The organism is Companilactobacillus farciminis KCTC 3681 = DSM 20184 (assembly GCF_002706745.1).
GTDB classification, from domain to species: Bacteria; Bacillota; Bacilli; order Lactobacillales; family Lactobacillaceae; genus Companilactobacillus; species Companilactobacillus farciminis.
The window spans coordinates 1,920,448-1,937,636 of the sequence record NZ_CP017702.1 but is presented as its reverse complement, the minus strand read 5'-3'; the positions used below and the strand labels follow the sequence as shown (position 1 = coordinate 1,937,636).

Below are 17,189 nucleotides of genomic sequence, written 5' to 3'. Positions count from 1 at the left end.
AGGTGTAGATTATTCAAAACGATGATGAACGTTTAACGGATGCTGATTCATTAGATAATATTGAAAATATCGTTGAACAAACGCTCCGTCCCCAAAGTTTTGACCAATATTTAGGTCAGGAAAAAGCAAAAAAAGAATTAGATGTTTATATCAAAGCTGCTAAACAACGCCAACAAACTCTAGACCACGTTTTGTTATATGGGCCTCCAGGGTTAGGTAAAACAACTTTGGCTATGATCATCGCTAATGAAATGGGCGTAAATATTCATACGACAACTGGTCCTTCGATTGAAAAATCTGGAGACTTAGTAGCTGTTTTGGACGAATTAGAGCCAGGCGACGTCTTATTTATTGATGAAATTCATCGTATGCCTAGAGCAGTTGAAGAAGTTTTGTATTCAGCAATGGAAGATTTCTACATTGATATTATCGTTGGTCAAGGCAGTGAGTCACGTTCATTGCATCATCAACTAGTGCCTTACACTTTGATTGGTGCGACAACGGCTGCCGGGAAACTTTCTGCTCCATTAAGAGATCGGTTTGGAATTGTCGAAAGAATGGAGTACTATACCATAGATGAATTGTCTAAAATTGTTTTCCGTTCTGCACGAGTTTTAAACATCAATGTCGATGAAGAAGGGGCTCATGAGATTGCTAGAAGATCCCGTGGGACACCTAGAATTGCCAACCGCTTGTTAAAACGTGTTCGTGATTTTGCTCAAGTAGCTAATCAAGATACGATCGACTACAAGATGGCAAAATCTGCTTTGAACCAATTACAAGTTGACGATGCCGGATTAGATCACTTGGACCGGCGAATTTTAGAGATGATCATTGAACTATACAATGGTGGTCCCGTCGGTCTAAAAGTCATCGCTGCCAATATCGGTGAAGACCAAGAAACAATTGAAGAAGTTTATGAACCATATCTTATGCAAATGGGATTCTTGAAGAGAACTGCCAAGGGTCGTGTCGTGACGAGAAAAGGTTATGAACACATGGGAATACCTTATCCCGAAAAAAACGAGTAAAGCGATTTACTCGTTTTGGCGTATCTAAAGAATTTTGTTAAACCACATAAAAGGAGATTACATTAATGTCACTATCAACCGAAGATTTTGATTATGATTTACCAGAAGAACTAATTGCCCAAACACCTATCAAAGACCGTGATCACTCAAGACTACTAGTTTTGGACCACGAAACAGGAGAATATCAAGACAAGCATTTTTATGACATCTTGGATTATTTGAATCCTGGGGATGCTTTAGTTATGAACAATTCTCGAGTTTTACCAGCTCGTTTGTACGGGACTAAAGAAGACACTGACGGTCATGAAGAAGTATTGTTGTTGAACAACATCGAAGGCGACAAGTGGGAAGTTTTGATGAAGCCAGCTCGTCGTGCCAAAGTCGGTACCAAAGTTCAATTTGGCGATGGTCAACTAGAAGCTGAAGTTTTGGAGAATCTTGAACACGGTGGAAAAATCATCGAATTTCATTACCAAGGAATCTTCATGGAGATTTTGGAACAATTAGGTGAAATGCCACTTCCTCCATACATCAAAGAAAAACTCGATGATCCTGACCGTTATCAAACTGTTTATGCCAAAGAAAATGGTTCAGCTGCTGCTCCAACTGCTGGTTTGCACTGGACTAAGGATTTGCTCAAACAAGTTGAAGCAAAAGGCGTTAAATTAGTTTATGTAACTTTACACGTTGGTCTAGGAACATTTAGACCTGTAACTGAATCTGACGTTGATAAGCACGTAATGCATTCAGAATTTTATCGTTTGGATGAAGACTCAGCTAAGACTTTGAATGAAGTTAAGAAAAACGGTGGCAAGATCGTTGCGACTGGAACTACTTCAATCAGAACGCTTGAAACTATCGGTACTAAGTTCAATGGAGAAATCAAAGCCGACAGTGGTTGGACTGATATCTTTATCAAACCTGGTTACGAATGGAAAGTTGTCGATGAATTTATTACTAACTTCCACTTGCCAAAATCAACTTTGGTTATGTTAGTTGCCGCATTTACTGGTCGTGAAAATATCTTGAACGCTTATCGTCACGCTGTTGAGGAAAAATATCGTTTCTTCAGTTTTGGCGATGCAATGTTCATTAAGTAGAGGGAATATATGGAACCAGCTGTTAAATACACATTAATTAAAAAAGAAAAGCATACTGGCGCACGTTTAGGTATGTTAGAAACACCACACGGAACTTTTGAAACACCAATCTTCATGCCAGTTGGAACGGAAGCTTCAGTTAAAAACATGGCACCCGAAGACCTAGAAAAAATTGGTGCTACGATCGTCTTGGCTAATACTTATCACTTGTGGTTGCGCCCTGGTGAAGACATCGTTAAAGAAGCCGGTGGTTTGCACAAATTCATGAATTGGGACAAAGGTATCTTGACTGATTCTGGTGGTTTTCAAGTCTTTTCATTAGCTAATACTCGTGATATTACTGAAGCCGGAGTTCACTTTAGAAACCACTTGAATGGCCGTCGTGAATTCTTGTCACCAGAAAAAGCTATCAAGATTGAAAATTACTTAGGACCAGATATCATGATGAGTTTGGATGAATGTCCACCATTCTTCGAAAGCTATGATTACATCAAGAAATCCGTTGCTAGAACTAGTCGTTGGGCTGAACGTGGTTTAAAAGCTCACCGAAATCCTGACTGGCAAGCATTATTTGGTATCGTTCAAGGTGCAGGCTTTGAAGATCTACGTAAGCAAAGTGCCGAAGACTTAGTAAGTATGGACTTCCCAGGTTATTCAATCGGGGGACTTTCAGTTGGTGAATCAAAGAGCGAAATGAATCGTGTGCTTGATTTCACAACACCATTACTACCAGAAAACAAACCTCGTTACTTGATGGGAGTAGGTACTGCTGACTCATTGATCGATGGTGTTATTAGAGGAATCGACATGTTTGACTGCGTCTTGCCAACGAGAATTGCCAGAAATGGTACTTGTATGACAACTCACGGCCGTCTAGTCGTTAAGAATGCCAAATATGCCAGAGACTTTGGTCCAATCGATCCAGACTGTGACTGTTACGTATGTCGCAACTATTCACGTGCTTACATCCGTCATTTGATCAACGCCAACGAATTGTTCGGTACACATTTGACTAGTTACCACAATTTGTACTTCTTGTTGAACTTGATGAAAGGCGTTCGTCAAGCTATCAAAGATGACAATTTACTAGAATTTAGAGAACACGTTTTTGAAGATTACGGTTTCAACAAAGAAAACGCCAAGAATTTTTAGAAGATTTTGATAAGAAAAACCTACTAGTATGGAAAGACAAAGAAATATTTGTTAATCTATACTTATGCAAATTATTAAGAGGTGGAAAATTTGAATATGCTTACATTAGGCGCTGCAGGTGCTGGTGGATCAATGGGACTCATGATTTTTGTCGTTATCATGTTCGTTGGTATGTACTTTTTATCAATTCGTCCTCAAAAGAAACAACAACAAAAACGTCAAGAAATGCTTAAAGGCATGAACAAGGGTGACAAAGTCGTTACTCTTGGTGGTATCAAAGGTGTTATCGCATCAATCGACCGTAACAACAAAGAAGTTGTCGTAGATTGTGACGGAATTTATTTAACATTTGATTTAAACTTCATTCGCCGTGCTGAACCAGGTAACAGCGTAACAGCTGCTAAAGAAGACAGTGCAGAAACAAAGAATGAAAAATCAGAAGCTCCAGCCGAAGAACCAAAAGAAGCTGAAACTGAAAAAGTAGAAACTGCTGAAGAAAAACCAGCCGAAGATACAAAGGTTGAAGAACCAAAAGCTGAAGAATCAAAAGATGCAGAAGATACAAAAGAAGAAACAAAATAATTAATCAAAAAAGATTGAAGCCAAGCGCTCCAATCTTTTTTTGTAAGTTTTGATGTTAATATTTTGATCTTAAGGTTTTGTTTTTTGTCTTTTCATTTGAACTTGTTTTTGGATTTTGTTTTTGATTTTAATCTTTAAGACAGAGAAGCAAAAATGAAGAATCTAGTCGGGAGCAAAAGCCCTGTGATGGCTCAGCCGCCAAATTTTCACTTAGCGATGTATCGCTTAGTGAAAGGCCTAGTTTTGAGATTTTGCGTCTTTGGGGCCATGCAAAAGCTCAAAATAGTGCCGGCAGCGTTCCAGCCAATCACAGGGCTTTTGCGGACGACGGCATCCTTAGACAAGTTTTTTTCCTTGCCTTAAACCCAACTTGAGGGTATATCATTTCCAAGTAAACAACATATTTATATAAATAATAAGCGTTTAATGAAGAAGTTTAATAATTCATGTTGTAAAATATAACTACATGATGCTTTCAAAGGAGTTTAAAAATGGTTACAGAAAAATCAGCAATTTTTATTATTTTTGGGGGATCTGGTGATTTAGCTCATCGGAAACTGTATCCTTCTTTGTTCCGTTTGTATAAATCAGGATTTTTAAAGGATCACTTTGCCGTTATCGGTACTGCTCGTCGTCCTTGGAGTGATGACTATTTCCGTGAAACTGTTATCACTTCTTTGAAGGACTACTTTGATGATAGTGAAAGTGTAATGAAAGAATTTGCACAACATTTCTTCTATCAATCACATGACGTCAATGATTCAGAACATTACATTGCTCTAAAGAATTTGGCTGCTAAATTAGATGATCAATTTTCTGCTGGCCACAACCGCGTTTACTACATGGCAATTGCTCCAAGATTCTTTGGAACTGTTGCTGAACATATCAATTCAGAAGGCTTGAAGACTGACGGTTACAATCGTTTGGTTATCGAAAAGCCATTTGGTCGTGATTTAGATTCAGCTTGCGAATTGAACGGCAATATTTCTAAAGCCTTCCCAGAAGACGATATTTACCGTATCGATCACTATTTAGGTAAGAAGATGGTTCAAGTTATTCCTGACCTTCGTGCTCACAATCCTAAGTTCGAAAAGGCTTTGAACAACAAGTATGTTTCAAATATTCAAGTGACTTTGGCCGAAAAAATCGGTGTTGAAGATCGTGGTGGATACTATGAAACTGCTGGGGTTCTTCGTGATATGGTTCAAAATCACATCATGCAAATTATCGGTGCTACAGCTATGGATGAGCCAGAAGCTACTGATGCCAAAATTATTCACAAACACAAGTGTGACTTGTTCGCTTCTTTGAAAGAAATGACTCCAGAACAAGTTGATCAAGATTTTGTTCGTGGACAATATGATACTGATAATCTCGGTGAAGAAAATGCCTATCGTCAAGAAGACAAAGTAGCAGAAGATTCTAACATTGAAACTTTCACTGCTGGTAAGCTTGAATTTGATTCAGACCGTTGGAGTGGCGTACCATTCTACGTTCGTTCTGGTAAGAGAATGCCTGATAAGACTTCAAGAATCGATATCGTTTTCAACGAAAAAGTTGATGAACTAGGTATCAAACCGAATACAGTCGTGACACTTTTGATCGAAAGAAAAGACGGTCACAGCATTTTGATCAACGGCATCGACTACAAAGAGTCAGCTCAAGATTTCATCAAGTTCCCTGAAGAGAAGGAATTTGACAATGCTCGTGAAGCTTACGAAAGTTTGATTATCGATATTCTTTCTGGAGACCGAGTTCACTTTACACTTTGGGATGAACTAAGAAGTACTTGGAAGTACATCGACACGATCGAAGAACGTTGGGCTAGTCAAACACCCGAATTTCCAAATTACATCAGTGGCACAATGGGACCAGATTCTGCAGAAATGTTACTCGAACGTGATGGTAATTCTTGGGTTTGGGATGATTAGAGGTAGTAATTATCTTCTTAAAAATACCCATTAAAATTGAAGAAAACAGAAAAGTCATCCATGTTGATATGGATGCTTTTTTCGCTTCTGTGGAAGAAAGAGAACATCCCGAGTATAAGAAGAAATGTTTGATCGTAGCTCAAGACCCACGAAAACACCATCATCACGGAGTAGTAACCACAGCCAATTACAATGCTAGAAAGTATGGGGCTCATTCAGCCATGCCAGCTCAACAAGCAGTTGATTTGATTCCCAAAGAAAAACTAGTCATCACGCCGCCTAATTTTGAACTGTATCGCAGTGTTTCCAATCAGATTCACGATATTTTTGCGGATGTGACTGATAACTATCAGTCAGTTGCTTTGGATGAAGCTTACTTAGATGTCACCAAAAACAAACTCAACGAAACTAATACGATTAAAATTGCCAATTACATTCAACAACGAATCGTCAAAGAAACTAATTTAACTTGTTCTGTCGGTATTTCCTACAACAAATTCTTAGCTAAAATGGCTTCAGATTATCGCAAACCTTTTGGTCGGACGATTATTCTCGGTAAGTATGCCAAAGAATTTCTCAAACCGATTCCAATCGAAAAATTCAACGGTATTGGCAAAGCCATGCAGGAAAAATTGCACGAGATGGATATTTATACTGGTGAAGATTTACAAAAACTCGATCAAGATAAATTTTTGCAGAGATTTGGCAAGATGGGTTACGTAATTTATAAACGTGTCCACGGAATCGACGATGCGCCAGTAGAAGGACATCGAGCACGCAAGTCGATTGGTCGCGAACGGACTTATAATCGTAACTTAGTTACTGAAGAACAAATTTATCGCGAATTAGATTTTTTAGCAGAATTAGTCAGTCAAGATTTAAAAAAGAAACGTCAACACGGCAAGACAGTCGTCCTAAAATTACGTAATTCTGACTTTGAAACGATTACTAAACGCATGAGTTTTCAAGACTATGTCCAAACAAAATCAGAAATTTATCGTGTTGCCAAAGATATTTATGATAAATTAAAGGTAACTGATAAAAAGATTCGCCTCTTGGGGATTACGGTCACCAATCTGGACCCATTATCATATGAGGAAGTCTCTTTGAATTTGTCTTATAAGGAGGACAAGTATGAATAGTTTTGCGCAAATAATTGCAACAATCAAAAAATATGATAGAATTATCATTCTACGTCATCAAAATCCTGATCCTGATGCATTGGGATCTCAAGCTGGTTTAGCCACAGCCATTCGCCAAGCATTTCCAGAAAAAAATGTTTTAATTGGTGGTAACAATACTGAAGGCTTAAAATGGCTTTCAACAGTTCAAGAAGTAACTGATGAAGACTACAAGGGTGCTTTGGTAATCGTTACTGATACTGCCAATCGACCAAGAATTGACGATCAACGTTTTGATGATGGAGCTTACTTGATCAAAATCGACCACCATCCTAATGACGATGCTTATGGTGATCAACTTTTTGTTAATACTGATGCTAGTTCCAGTTCAGAAATCATCGCTGATTTAATCGACAGCAGTTCTGAATTAACTTTGACTAAAGAAGTCGCTTATTACCTATACGCTGGGATTGTCGGCGATACAGGAAGATTCTTGTATCCAGCAACAACGGAACATACAATGCGTGTCGGTGGTAAATTTATCGCTTTAGGCGTTGATACAGCAGCAATTAACAACAAGATGAACGAGATCACTTTACAACAAGCCAAACTTCAAGGAGTTTTATTCGATATTTTACAAATCGATGAAACTGGTGCAGCCTATGCTGTGATTGACCTCGAAATGATGAAGAAACTTGGCATCAATCAAGAACAAGCTAATTCAGTCGTTTCCACACCAGGTCGTTTGAAAGAAGTTTGTTCATGGATGGAAGCTGTTCAAAAAGATGATGGAACTTTCAGAATGCACTTGCGTTCTCAAGGACCAATCATTAATGAATTAGCTAAAAATCACAATGGTGGCGGACATCCACTCGCTAGTGGAGCAACTGCCAAAGATCTTGATGAAGTAAAACAAATGTTTGAAGAACTAAAAGACTTAGTAGCTAAATATAACCAGAAGGGTGAATAGATGACTAAATTTTCACAATACAACTTTAATGATGCTATCAATAAATCATTAAAAGAGATACATTTTGAAGAACCAACTCCAGTCCAAGAAGCAGTAATTTCATTGATCAACAAGAAGAAGGATATTATCGTTCAATCAGAAACAGGTTCTGGTAAAACGCATGCTTTCTTATTGCCATCAATGAACGCTTTGACTAGTGATCAAGAAGTACAACTTTTGATTGCAACACCTAGTCGTGAGTTGGCTTACCAAATTTATGAAGACACACAAGCAATTTTGAAAAACTATCCTGAAGAATACAATGCCTTTATTTTCGTTGGAGGAGCTGACAGGGATCGTCAAAGAAGAAAACTAGAAGCTCACCAACCACAAATCGCTATCGGAACTCCCGGAAGACTTTGGGATTTGATCAGCGATAATTCCTTGCACGTTGAAAATGTTCAAAGATATGTTATTGATGAAGCCGATATGACTTTAGATATGGGATTCTTGGATGTTGTCGACAAGATTACTGACAAGTTGCCAGAAGACCGCGAAATGATGGTCTTTTCAGCTACAATTCCACAAAAACTAGAACCATTCTTGAAGAAATACATGCACGGACCTCAAAGAGTTGAGATCAAGAACAACAGCATTATTCCTAAGAACGTTGACAACTGGTTGATGTTCTCACACGGTCGCGACAAAAAAGAAATCATTTATCAATTAATGACGATTGGTGAACCATACTTAGTCTTGGTATTCGCTAATACTAAGAAGACCGTTGATGAGATTTATCAATATCTTCGTGGCAAAGGTCTAAAGGTCGCTCGTATTCATGGTGGTTTAACACCCAGAGAACGTAAGCGTACGATGAAACAAGTTGAAAACATGGAATATCAATTCGTAATTGCAACTGACTTAGCTGCTCGTGGAATTGATATCAATGGTGTTTCCCACGTTATCAATGCCGAAATTCCTGACGATTTGGACTTCTTCGTTCACCGTGTTGGTAGAACTGGTCGTAATAAGATGTCAGGTATTGCCATTACTTTGTACGATCCCGGTGAGGAAAACAAGATTGATGCCATTGAACACATGGGTATTTCTTTTGAACCTAAGGACATCAAAAATGGTGAAATCGTTGAAGCCGTTGAACGTGACCGTCGTTTCACACGTAAGGCTAATCAAGAAAAGCTTGATACTAAATTAGTTGGTTACGTTAAGAAACAAAAGACTAAGAGAAAACCTGGCTACAAGAAGAAGATCAAAAAGGCGATCAACGAAGAACATCGTCAACAAAGAAAGATCAAGATCAGACAAGAACGTAAAAAACAAAGAGATGCAAGACGTAATAGCTAGATTAATAGTTAGCTCAGATATAATTATTGACAATTTTTAAGTTGATGGTTAATATTTTCCTTGGATATATCTTATATTGAGTACTTCTCAGAGAGGGCTAGTTGGTGAAAAAGCCTAAATATTGAATATAAAGATGCTGCCAATTTAAATTGTAAATAATAAGTGTTGAGAGGCTAACGAAAATCGTTGCAAACAAGGTGGTACCGCGCAGTGGCGTCCTTGGAATGCAGCGATTTTTCGTTTTTTTGGGGAGATAAAATGAAGAATTTATCAAGTGCTGAAATAAGAAAAATGTTTTTAGACTTTTTCCAATCAAAAGGTCACATGATTGAACCTAGTGCATCATTAGTTCCACATGATGATCCAACTTTGTTGTGGATCAACTCCGGTGTTGCTACTTTGAAGAAGTATTTCGATGGTACAGTTGTGCCAAAGAACCCACGTATCACTAATGCTCAAAAATGTATCAGAACAAATGATATTGAAAATGTTGGTAAAACAGCTCGTCACCAAACATTCTTTGAAATGCTAGGTAACTTTTCAGTTGGTGATTACTTCAAGAAAGAAGTTATCCCTTGGGCTTTTGAGTTCTTAACAAGTCCCGATTGGATTGGCATGGACGTCAATAAGATGTACGTGACAACTTATCCTAAGGATACTGAAACTCAAAAACTTTGGGCTGAAGTAGGAATTCCTCAAGATCACATCTTAAAAGCTGAAGATAATTTCTGGGATATCGGTGAAGGTCCTTGTGGTCCCGATTCAGAAATCTTCTACGATCGTGGTCAAGAATTTAATAATTTATCTGAAGATGATCCTGAAAACTATCCTGGTGGCGAAAACGAACGTTATCTAGAAGTTTGGAATATCGTGTTCTCAGAATTGAATCATTTGCCAAATGGTCAATATGTTGAACAACCACATAAGAACATTGATACGGGGATGGGACTAGAACGTCTAGTTTCCATCATTCAAGGTACTAAGACTAACTTTGAAACTGATTTGTTCATGCCTTTGATCGAAGATGTAGGTCAAATCAGTGGCAAGAAGTATGGCGAAGATGCTGAAAACGATATTTCATTCAAGATTATCGCTGACCACGCTAGAACTGTTTCCTTTGCTATCGGTGATGGAGCTTTGCCTTCAAACGAAGGTCGTGGATATGTTATTAGACGTTTGATCAGACGTGCTGTTTTGAATGGTAAGAAACTTGGTATCAATGGACCATTCCTATACAGATTGACACCAATCGTTGGTAAGATCATGGAGAGTTACTATCCAGAAGTTAGCCAACAACAAGAATTCATTTCTAAGACTATTCAACAAGAAGAAAAGCGCTTTTCAGAAACTCTTGATGCTGGTCTTGCTTTGCTTAACGGTGTTATCGCAGATCTTCGTAAGAACAATGAAACTGTGATCGATGGCGCCAATGCCTTCAAACTTTACGATACTTACGGTTTCCCAATGGAATTAACTCGTGAATATGCTAACGACGAAGGTTTGTCAGTTGATGAAGCTGGTTTCAAGGAAAACATGGAAGCTCAAAAGCAACGTGCTCGTGAAGCTCGTGGAAACTTACAATCAATGGGTATGCAAGATGAAACTTTGATGGAAATCAAGACACCTAGTGAATTCATTGGTTATGATCACAATGAAACACAAAGTACTTTGAAGAACATCATCGTTAGCGATAAAGAAGTGAAGTCCGCTACTGAAGGTCAAGCTCAATTAGTCTTTGATACAACTCCTTTCTATGCTGAAATGGGTGGACAAGTTGCCGATGCTGGTAATATCTATGACCTTAAAGGTAATCAAGTTGCTGAAGTAGTTGACGTTCAACACGCACCAAACGGTCAAAATATTCACTTGGTCAACATCATGTCAGAAATTGACGTTGATACAGAATATCAATTGAAGATCGATACTGACTTCCGTGAAAAGGTTCGTCACAACCACACAGCTACTCACTTGTTGGATCAAGCTTTGCGCGATGTTGTTAGTTCAAGAACTCACCAAGCTGGATCATTAGTTGAACCAGATTACTTACGTTTTGATTTCAATAGCAATGCTGCTTTGACACCAGAACAAATTTCAGAACTTGAAAAGATCGTCAACGAAAAGATCTGGGCAGCTATTCCTGTAAAGACAGAAGTCTTGCCTATTGAAGAAGCTAAAAAGAAGAAGGGTGCCATTGCCTTATTCAGTGAAAAATACGGCGATACTGTACGTGTGGTTGAAATTGATGACTACTCAACAGAATTCTGTGGTGGTACACACGCCCGCAATACTTCAGAACTAGGTTTATTCAAGATCACTTCTGAATCAGCTATTGGTTCAGGTACAAGAAGAATCGAAGCCGTAACTGGTGAAGAAGCCTTTGAATACTTGAATGAACAACTACAAACATTGCAAGAAACAGCTAAGAATATGAAAGTCAACCAACTAAAAGATGCTCCTAGTCGAGCAATTCAAATGGCTGACGAAATCAAAGCTCTAAAACGCGATAACCAAAACTTAAAGACACAACTTACAAATCAAAAATCCGCTGAAGTCTTTGACAACGTGGAAGAAATCAATGGCTACAAAGTTATTTCAAATATTGTTCCTGCCGACATGTCAGCTCTTAGACAATTAGCTGATAAGTGGAAGAACGATAATAGTTCTGACATTTTAGTTCTAGGTGCTAGTGGCGACAACAAAGCTAGTCTAGTCGTAGCTGTTAACAAAGCTGCTCAAGACAAAGGTGTCAAAGCTGGAGATTTAATCAAGAAAATATCTAAGGAAATTCAAGGTGGCGGCGGTGGTCGTCCTGATATGGCGCAAGCTGGTGGTAAGAATCCTGCTGGTTTAACAAATGCGTTACAATTAGCTAAAGATATTATTAAATCTCTATAAAGTGGGCTATAATTGAAATGAAGCTTTTCGGTCACTTAAATTTTAGTTAGATGGAGGTTTGCCATGAGTTCACTTGATAAAACTATGAGTTTCGATTTTAATGAAAACAAGGGCAAAGATGTCAAAGAAACGCTGCAAAGTGTTTACCAATCACTAGAAGAAAAGGGATATAACCCAATTAACCAAATCGTTGGATACCTACTTTCTGGTGATCCAGCTTATATTCCAAGACATAACGATGCTCGTAATTTGATTTTGAAGCATGAAAGAGACGAGATAATTGAAGAATTAGTCAAAAGTTATCTCAATCAAGGTAAATAAATGAGATTATTAGGTTTAGATGTTGGTTCGAGAACTGTCGGTGTTGCTTGCAGCGATTTATTGGGATGGACTGCTCAAGGGGTAGAGATCATCCGTATCAATGAGGATAAAGAGGAATTTGGCTTAGATCGATTAGGCGAAATTATCAAAGAAAAGCAACCTACAGGAGTTGTATTAGGCTTGCCCAAAAACATGAATAATACTGAAGGGCCTAGAGTAGAAAAATCTCGCGAGTACGGCAAGATGGTCGAAGACAGATTTCATTTACCAATTGATTTCATCGATGAGCGTCTGACAACTGTTCAAGCTGAGAGAATGTTAATTGATGAGGCCGATGTGTCTCGTAAAAAACGAAAGAAAGTTATCGATAAGATTGCCGCCGAGATGATTTTACAAAATTATCTTGATGCTAAAGGTAAACTAACACGAAATTAAGGTGATAAACATGAGTGAAAAACAACCACCAAAAGATTTAGACGAAGTTATTTTAAGTGATGACCAAGGTAACGAAGAAGTTTACAAAATTCTTTTTACTTTTGAATCAGACGACTATGGTAAGTCATATGTATTCCTATATCCTAAGGCTAGTGAAGATGATGAAGAAATTGAAATTCAAGCATTTTCATTCACACCTGACGAAAATGGTGATGTCGATGCTGGAGATTTAGATCCAATCGAAGATCCAGAGGAATGGGACATGGTTCAAGAAGTTTTGAACACCTTCACAAGTGACGTGGATCAATAAAGCAAAACACCTAACGATTGGCATCTGCCAATCGTTTGATTGTATCTAGTCCTATGATTTATAAATTCGCTTTTTAGCATGATTGAAGTAAGGGGAAATAATGCTGAGTCTGTTACTTATTTTACTTTTGATATATGGTTTTTATATTGGCGCTCGCCGAGGACTTGCCATGGAGGCATTTTACGGAATCGGATATGTACTATTCTTTGCTTTGGCTTTAGTGTCTTTTAAGGCACTGGGCCCTAAATTTGAAATGTTAGTACCATATCCTTCTGCTAACTTGGGTAGTGAGTTTGCCTTTTTCTCAACAAAAGTTGGTATGGAATTGGATAATGCATTTTACCGCGCTTTTGCTTTTATTTTTGTATGTTTCATTGGTTGGATCATCGTTAGATTCGCTGGACTTTATTTCAAGCGTCTGACATATTTTCCAATGTACAATGACATCAATATTCTAAGCGGAGGTATCATCGCCTTTGTCGTTACTTACGTGGCCATTTTTATGGTCTTGTTAATGATGGCAATGGTGCCTGTGAGCGGTATTCAACATGCTTTGGAACATTCATTTATAGCTTCAACGATGATTAAGAGTACGCCGGTTTTGACGAACTTGCTTAGTCATTTATGGATTGGAGCTATCTAAACTTTAAGACTGAGACGTTTGTTTCAGTCTTATTTTGTAATAGGAGAGAATATGAATAATAAAGCTTTGAAAGTATTGGAATTTGACAAAATCAAAGCTGAGATTGCCAAATATCTAATCACGACACGTGGGAAAACTCTCTTAAAGAAATTAATGCCGATGTCAGTCGAATCCATCGTTCAAAGATTGATTGACCAAACTAAAGATGGTGCTGACATTATTCGGATTAAGGGTGAGATCCCAGTTAGAAAATTGGCTGATTTGCACGATCAAGCCAATCGTCTGAAAAAAGACGGTAATTTAAATGGAACTGAACTTTCTCAAATTGGGCAAGTTCTCCAGAATACTAGTGAATTAAAAGAATTCTTTGAAGATTTAAAAGATGAACAACTAGATTTGCGTCAGTTATACGACTTGAATGACAACTTGATCGACAATCCCGAATTAACTAAACATTTGGCCCGTTCACTTGATGATACTGGACGAGTTTTGGATACTGCTTCAGAAGACTTGAAGTACATTCGTAACCAAATCACCCGTTTGAATGACCAAATTCGTCACACTATGGAACAATACACTCGTGGCAAGAATACTAAGTATTTGACTGAGAATTTGGTAACTTTGCGTGATGACCGTTTCGTTATTCCTGTAAAGACTGAATATAAGACGAAATTCGGTGGCGTTGTTCACGACCAAAGTGCCAGTGGGCAGACGCTTTATATCGAACCACAAGCTGTCGTAGGGATGAACAATCAACTTCACGAAGCTCAAGTTTCTGAAAAGGCCGAAGAGATTAGAATTTTAAATAAATTGTCCGATCTAGTTCGTCCACAAATTGATGAGATCCTAGAAAATAATGAAGTATTGGCTCAATTTGATTTGATCAATGCTAAAGCTAAGTATGCTAAAGAAATTAAAGCCACTGAGCCAATTATTTCCAAAGACCATATAGTTGACCTACACGATGCAAAACACCCGCTAATCGACCCAGATAAGGTTGTAGCTAATGATATTAAGATGGGTGAAGGTTATAAGACGATGTTGATCACTGGTCCGAATACTGGTGGTAAAACTATCACGATGAAAACATTAGGTTTGATTCAATTGATGGCTCAAGCCGGATTGTTTATTCCCGCCCATGAAGAGAGTGAAATTGCTGTCTTTGACGAAGTTTTCGTTGATATCGGTGATGAACAATCAATTGAACAAAACTTGAGTACTTTCTCGTCACATATGGATAACATCATTAATATTATTCGTAAAGTGTCAGAACATAGTTTGGTTTTGATCGATGAATTAGGTGCCGGAACTGATCCTCAAGAAGGTGCTGCGATTGCGATTGCCATTCTTGAGAAATTAGCTCAATCGCACTGTTTTATCATGGCAACGACTCACTATCCAGAATTGAAGATCTTTGCTTACAATACCCCAGAAACTATCAACGCCAGTATGGAATTTGATGAGAAGTCATTGAAGCCAACTTATCGTCTGTTGATTGGAATCCCTGGTGCAAGTAATGCCTTTAATATCGCCGCTCGTTTGGGGATGGACAAGGGTGTCGTTAACCGTGGACAAGCTTTGATGGATGGTGAAAGTCAAGACCTTAACAATATGATTGCTGATCTTGAGAATCGTCGTAAAGAGTTTGAGCAAAAGAACGACCAATTAAAAGTTCAACTAGCTAAGAACAAAGACGTGCAAAAGGATTACGAAAAGAAGAGCGACGCTTTAGACAAGTCGAAGAATTCTGAAATTCAAGCCGCTAAAGTTCGAGCTAATCAAATCGTTTCTAAGGCTCGTAAAGAATCGGACAAAATCATTGAAAAATTGCACAAACTAGAGCAAGATGGTGTGGCTGTTAAGGAAGACCAAATTATCGCTGCTAAAACTGGTTTGAAGAATTTGCATCAAGATGAAGCCGTTAAAAAGAATCGAGTATTGCGTCGTAACAAGCGTCGTCAACAATTAAAAGTCGGCGATACAGTCAAATCATTGCAATATGACCAAATCGGTACGATTGTTCGTAAGAATAAAAACAATGAATTTGAAGTTCAACTCGGTATTTTGAAGATGAAGTTTGGTGCTGATGAACTAGAAAAAGTTCAAAACCAAGAGCCAGAACCAGAGAAGAAACCAACCATGGTCAAGAGAACAAAGAGTACTGGACTTTCCAGTAAACTAGATCTTCGTGGCAAACGTTATGAAGAAGCAATGGCAGAGTTGGATCAATATATCGATTCTGCATTATTAGCTGGCTATAACCAAGTTACAATCGTGCATGGTTTTGGAACTGGCGTTATTAGAAAAGGAGTTACTAAGTACTTGCAACGCAATCCACATGTGAAGTCATTTGGATATGCTCCGGCAAGTTCTGGTGGTTCTGGAGCGACAATTGTTGACCTATAAGCAAATCTTTTTTTAAAATAAACGAGTAATGCTAGTATTTAATTTGTCGAAGGAGTGAATAAAATGGTTGATGAAGTAACTGATAAAGATTTTGAAGAAGAAACAAAAGACGGTGTCGTCTTAGTAGACTTTTGGGCAACATGGTGTGGTCCATGTCGTATGCAATCACCTGTTGTTGACGAATTATCAGAAGATGATGATTCAGTTAAGTTTTTGAAGATGGATGTTGATGCTAATCCTGATACACCTAAGAAGTTCGGGATTATGGCTATTCCAACCTTGTTGATCAAAAAAGATGGCAAAGTTGTTGAAACATTGACTGGCTTCCATAATAAAGCTCAACTTACAAAGATTTTAGACGGATATTCAGACTAATAATAAAAAACTCCACGATTATTGATTACATAATCGTGGAGTTTTTTTGTATAAATTGGCATTTAAATCCCTTAGTGGGTGTCATTTTGATCATTTTTTGGTGTATACTTTAGTTTCGATCAATTTGTATCTTAATTGAAACGCTTTTGGCTTTACTGTTTACAGTATATGTTCCCAAACAATAAGCTGCGATTGTTTTTTCAACAGTTTCAGCAATTATCCCTGTTTCCAGTGAAAATTCTGGATCATCGTTATTAGTATCAAAACGTTGAACGACTTCTGGACCAGTTAAAGTATAAATATAGCTCTTTGGTGTTTGTTTAGAAATTTCTAACTTACCAAAGCCAGCTTTTTGAAATAGTTCTGGTAAACTATCCATATCGAGAATTAATTGTCGACTGAGATTTTTTCCAGCCCAGTATAGTAGTTCAACAGTATCTTTATCAAGAAGGTCGGGAAGAATGAAATCGCGAAGAACTGAAACGGCAAAGTAATTTTCTGTTAGAGTATCTTCATTTTTTTGTGGAGCTTCTGTTGATGTTGATTCATTAATATCTTTAGATTTTGCAGACATTG

The 17,189-nt window shown here is 38.0% G+C and carries 16 protein-coding genes; 15 read left to right on the top strand and 1 reads right to left on the bottom strand.

Annotation, left to right across the window (positions count from 1 at the left end):
- Nucleotides 1-11 precede the first annotated feature (11 nt).
- From ruvB to trxA, 15 genes are all read left to right on the top strand, one after another.
- A complete protein-coding gene (ruvB, locus tag LF20184_RS09575) occupies nucleotides 12-1,031 on the top strand; it encodes a Holliday junction branch migration DNA helicase RuvB (RefSeq protein WP_029606454.1) in 1,020 nt (339 codons plus the stop codon).
- Between the two features lie 65 nt (nucleotides 1,032-1,096).
- Nucleotides 1,097-2,131 carry a tRNA preQ1(34) S-adenosylmethionine ribosyltransferase-isomerase QueA gene (gene queA / locus LF20184_RS09570; RefSeq protein WP_010018740.1) on the top strand — a complete coding sequence of 345 codons (1,035 nt, stop codon included), beginning with the start codon at nucleotides 1,097-1,099 and terminating at the stop codon, nucleotides 2,129-2,131.
- Between the two features lie 9 nt (nucleotides 2,132-2,140).
- Nucleotides 2,141-3,283: a tRNA guanosine(34) transglycosylase Tgt gene (tgt, locus tag LF20184_RS09565; RefSeq protein ID WP_010018741.1), complete on the top strand. Its 1,143-nt coding sequence runs from the start codon at nucleotides 2,141-2,143 to the stop codon at nucleotides 3,281-3,283.
- Nucleotides 3,284-3,379: 96 nt separating this feature from the next.
- The gene (yajC, locus tag LF20184_RS09560; protein ID WP_010018742.1) at nucleotides 3,380-3,865 is read left to right on the top strand and encodes a preprotein translocase subunit YajC; all 486 of its coding nucleotides are present in this window, start codon (nucleotides 3,380-3,382) and stop codon (nucleotides 3,863-3,865) included.
- A 491-nt stretch (nucleotides 3,866-4,356) separates the two neighbouring features.
- The gene (gene zwf, locus LF20184_RS09550; protein ID WP_010018744.1) at nucleotides 4,357-5,796 is read left to right on the top strand and encodes a glucose-6-phosphate dehydrogenase; all 1,440 of its coding nucleotides are present in this window, start codon (nucleotides 4,357-4,359) and stop codon (nucleotides 5,794-5,796) included.
- An 8-nt stretch (nucleotides 5,797-5,804) separates the two neighbouring features.
- Entirely contained in the window at nucleotides 5,805-6,938 is a 1,134-nt protein-coding gene (gene dinB, locus LF20184_RS09545) for a DNA polymerase IV (protein ID WP_029606455.1), read from the top strand.
- A complete protein-coding gene (locus LF20184_RS09540) occupies nucleotides 6,931-7,887 on the top strand; it encodes a DHH family phosphoesterase (protein WP_010018746.1) in 957 nt (318 codons plus the stop codon). Before dinB ends, LF20184_RS09540 begins: the two co-directional genes overlap by 8 nt.
- A complete protein-coding gene (locus tag LF20184_RS09535) occupies nucleotides 7,888-9,228 on the top strand; it encodes a DEAD/DEAH box helicase (RefSeq protein ID WP_010018749.1) in 1,341 nt (446 codons plus the stop codon). It begins immediately after the preceding gene.
- Nucleotides 9,229-9,486: 258 nt separating this feature from the next.
- Nucleotides 9,487-12,123: an alanine--tRNA ligase gene (alaS, locus tag LF20184_RS09530; RefSeq protein WP_010018750.1), complete on the top strand. Its 2,637-nt coding sequence runs from the start codon at nucleotides 9,487-9,489 to the stop codon at nucleotides 12,121-12,123.
- Nucleotides 12,124-12,186: 63 nt separating this feature from the next.
- Complete coding sequence (locus tag LF20184_RS09525; RefSeq protein WP_010018752.1) at nucleotides 12,187-12,444, top strand: IreB family regulatory phosphoprotein; 258 nt, start codon at nucleotides 12,187-12,189, stop codon at nucleotides 12,442-12,444.
- Nucleotides 12,445-12,879: a Holliday junction resolvase RuvX gene (gene ruvX, locus LF20184_RS09520; protein WP_010018753.1), complete on the top strand. Its 435-nt coding sequence runs from the start codon at nucleotides 12,445-12,447 to the stop codon at nucleotides 12,877-12,879.
- A 10-nt stretch (nucleotides 12,880-12,889) separates the two neighbouring features.
- The gene (locus LF20184_RS09515; RefSeq protein WP_010018754.1) at nucleotides 12,890-13,189 is read left to right on the top strand and encodes a DUF1292 domain-containing protein; all 300 of its coding nucleotides are present in this window, start codon (nucleotides 12,890-12,892) and stop codon (nucleotides 13,187-13,189) included.
- Nucleotides 13,190-13,289: 100 nt separating this feature from the next.
- Entirely contained in the window at nucleotides 13,290-13,832 is a 543-nt protein-coding gene (locus LF20184_RS09510; protein WP_029606456.1) for a CvpA family protein, read from the top strand.
- A gap of 51 nt (nucleotides 13,833-13,883) precedes the next feature.
- Nucleotides 13,884-16,238, top strand: coding sequence for an endonuclease MutS2 (locus LF20184_RS09505; protein WP_010018756.1), 2,355 nt, complete (start codon nucleotides 13,884-13,886; stop codon nucleotides 16,236-16,238).
- A 63-nt stretch (nucleotides 16,239-16,301) separates the two neighbouring features.
- Nucleotides 16,302-16,613, top strand: a complete 312-nt coding sequence (trxA, locus tag LF20184_RS09500; RefSeq protein ID WP_010018758.1) for a thioredoxin — start codon at nucleotides 16,302-16,304, stop codon at nucleotides 16,611-16,613.
- 109 nt (nucleotides 16,614-16,722) lie between these two features.
- On the opposite strand, the gene LF20184_RS09495 is transcribed toward trxA, so the two are convergent.
- Nucleotides 16,723-17,187, bottom strand: coding sequence for a DUF2507 domain-containing protein (locus LF20184_RS09495; protein WP_056945233.1), 465 nt, complete (start codon nucleotides 17,185-17,187; stop codon nucleotides 16,723-16,725).
- Nucleotides 17,188-17,189 lie beyond the last annotated feature (2 nt).

Bases quoted from the DNA above. Each gene is read 5' to 3' on its own strand.
- queA (WP_010018740.1), top strand. From the start codon at position 1,097: ATGTCACTATCAACCGAAGATTTTGATTATGATTTACCAGAAGAACTA.
- tgt (WP_010018741.1), top strand. From the start codon at position 2,141: ATGGAACCAGCTGTTAAATACACATTAATTAAAAAAGAAAAGCATACT.
- yajC (WP_010018742.1), top strand. From the start codon at position 3,380: ATGCTTACATTAGGCGCTGCAGGTGCTGGTGGATCAATGGGACTCATG.
- zwf (WP_010018744.1), top strand. From the start codon at position 4,357: ATGGTTACAGAAAAATCAGCAATTTTTATTATTTTTGGGGGATCTGGT.
- LF20184_RS09540 (WP_010018746.1), top strand. From the start codon at position 6,931: ATGAATAGTTTTGCGCAAATAATTGCAACAATCAAAAAATATGATAGA.
- LF20184_RS09535 (WP_010018749.1), top strand. From the start codon at position 7,888: ATGACTAAATTTTCACAATACAACTTTAATGATGCTATCAATAAATCA.
- alaS (WP_010018750.1), top strand. From the start codon at position 9,487: ATGAAGAATTTATCAAGTGCTGAAATAAGAAAAATGTTTTTAGACTTT.
- LF20184_RS09525 (WP_010018752.1), top strand. From the start codon at position 12,187: ATGAGTTCACTTGATAAAACTATGAGTTTCGATTTTAATGAAAACAAG.
- ruvX (WP_010018753.1), top strand. From the start codon at position 12,445: ATGAGATTATTAGGTTTAGATGTTGGTTCGAGAACTGTCGGTGTTGCT.
- LF20184_RS09515 (WP_010018754.1), top strand. From the start codon at position 12,890: ATGAGTGAAAAACAACCACCAAAAGATTTAGACGAAGTTATTTTAAGT.
- LF20184_RS09510 (WP_029606456.1), top strand. From the start codon at position 13,290: ATGCTGAGTCTGTTACTTATTTTACTTTTGATATATGGTTTTTATATT.
- LF20184_RS09505 (WP_010018756.1), top strand. From the start codon at position 13,884: ATGAATAATAAAGCTTTGAAAGTATTGGAATTTGACAAAATCAAAGCT.
- trxA (WP_010018758.1), top strand. From the start codon at position 16,302: ATGGTTGATGAAGTAACTGATAAAGATTTTGAAGAAGAAACAAAAGAC.
- LF20184_RS09495 (WP_056945233.1), bottom strand. From the start codon at position 17,187: ATGTCTGCAAAATCTAAAGATATTAATGAATCAACATCAACAGAAGCT.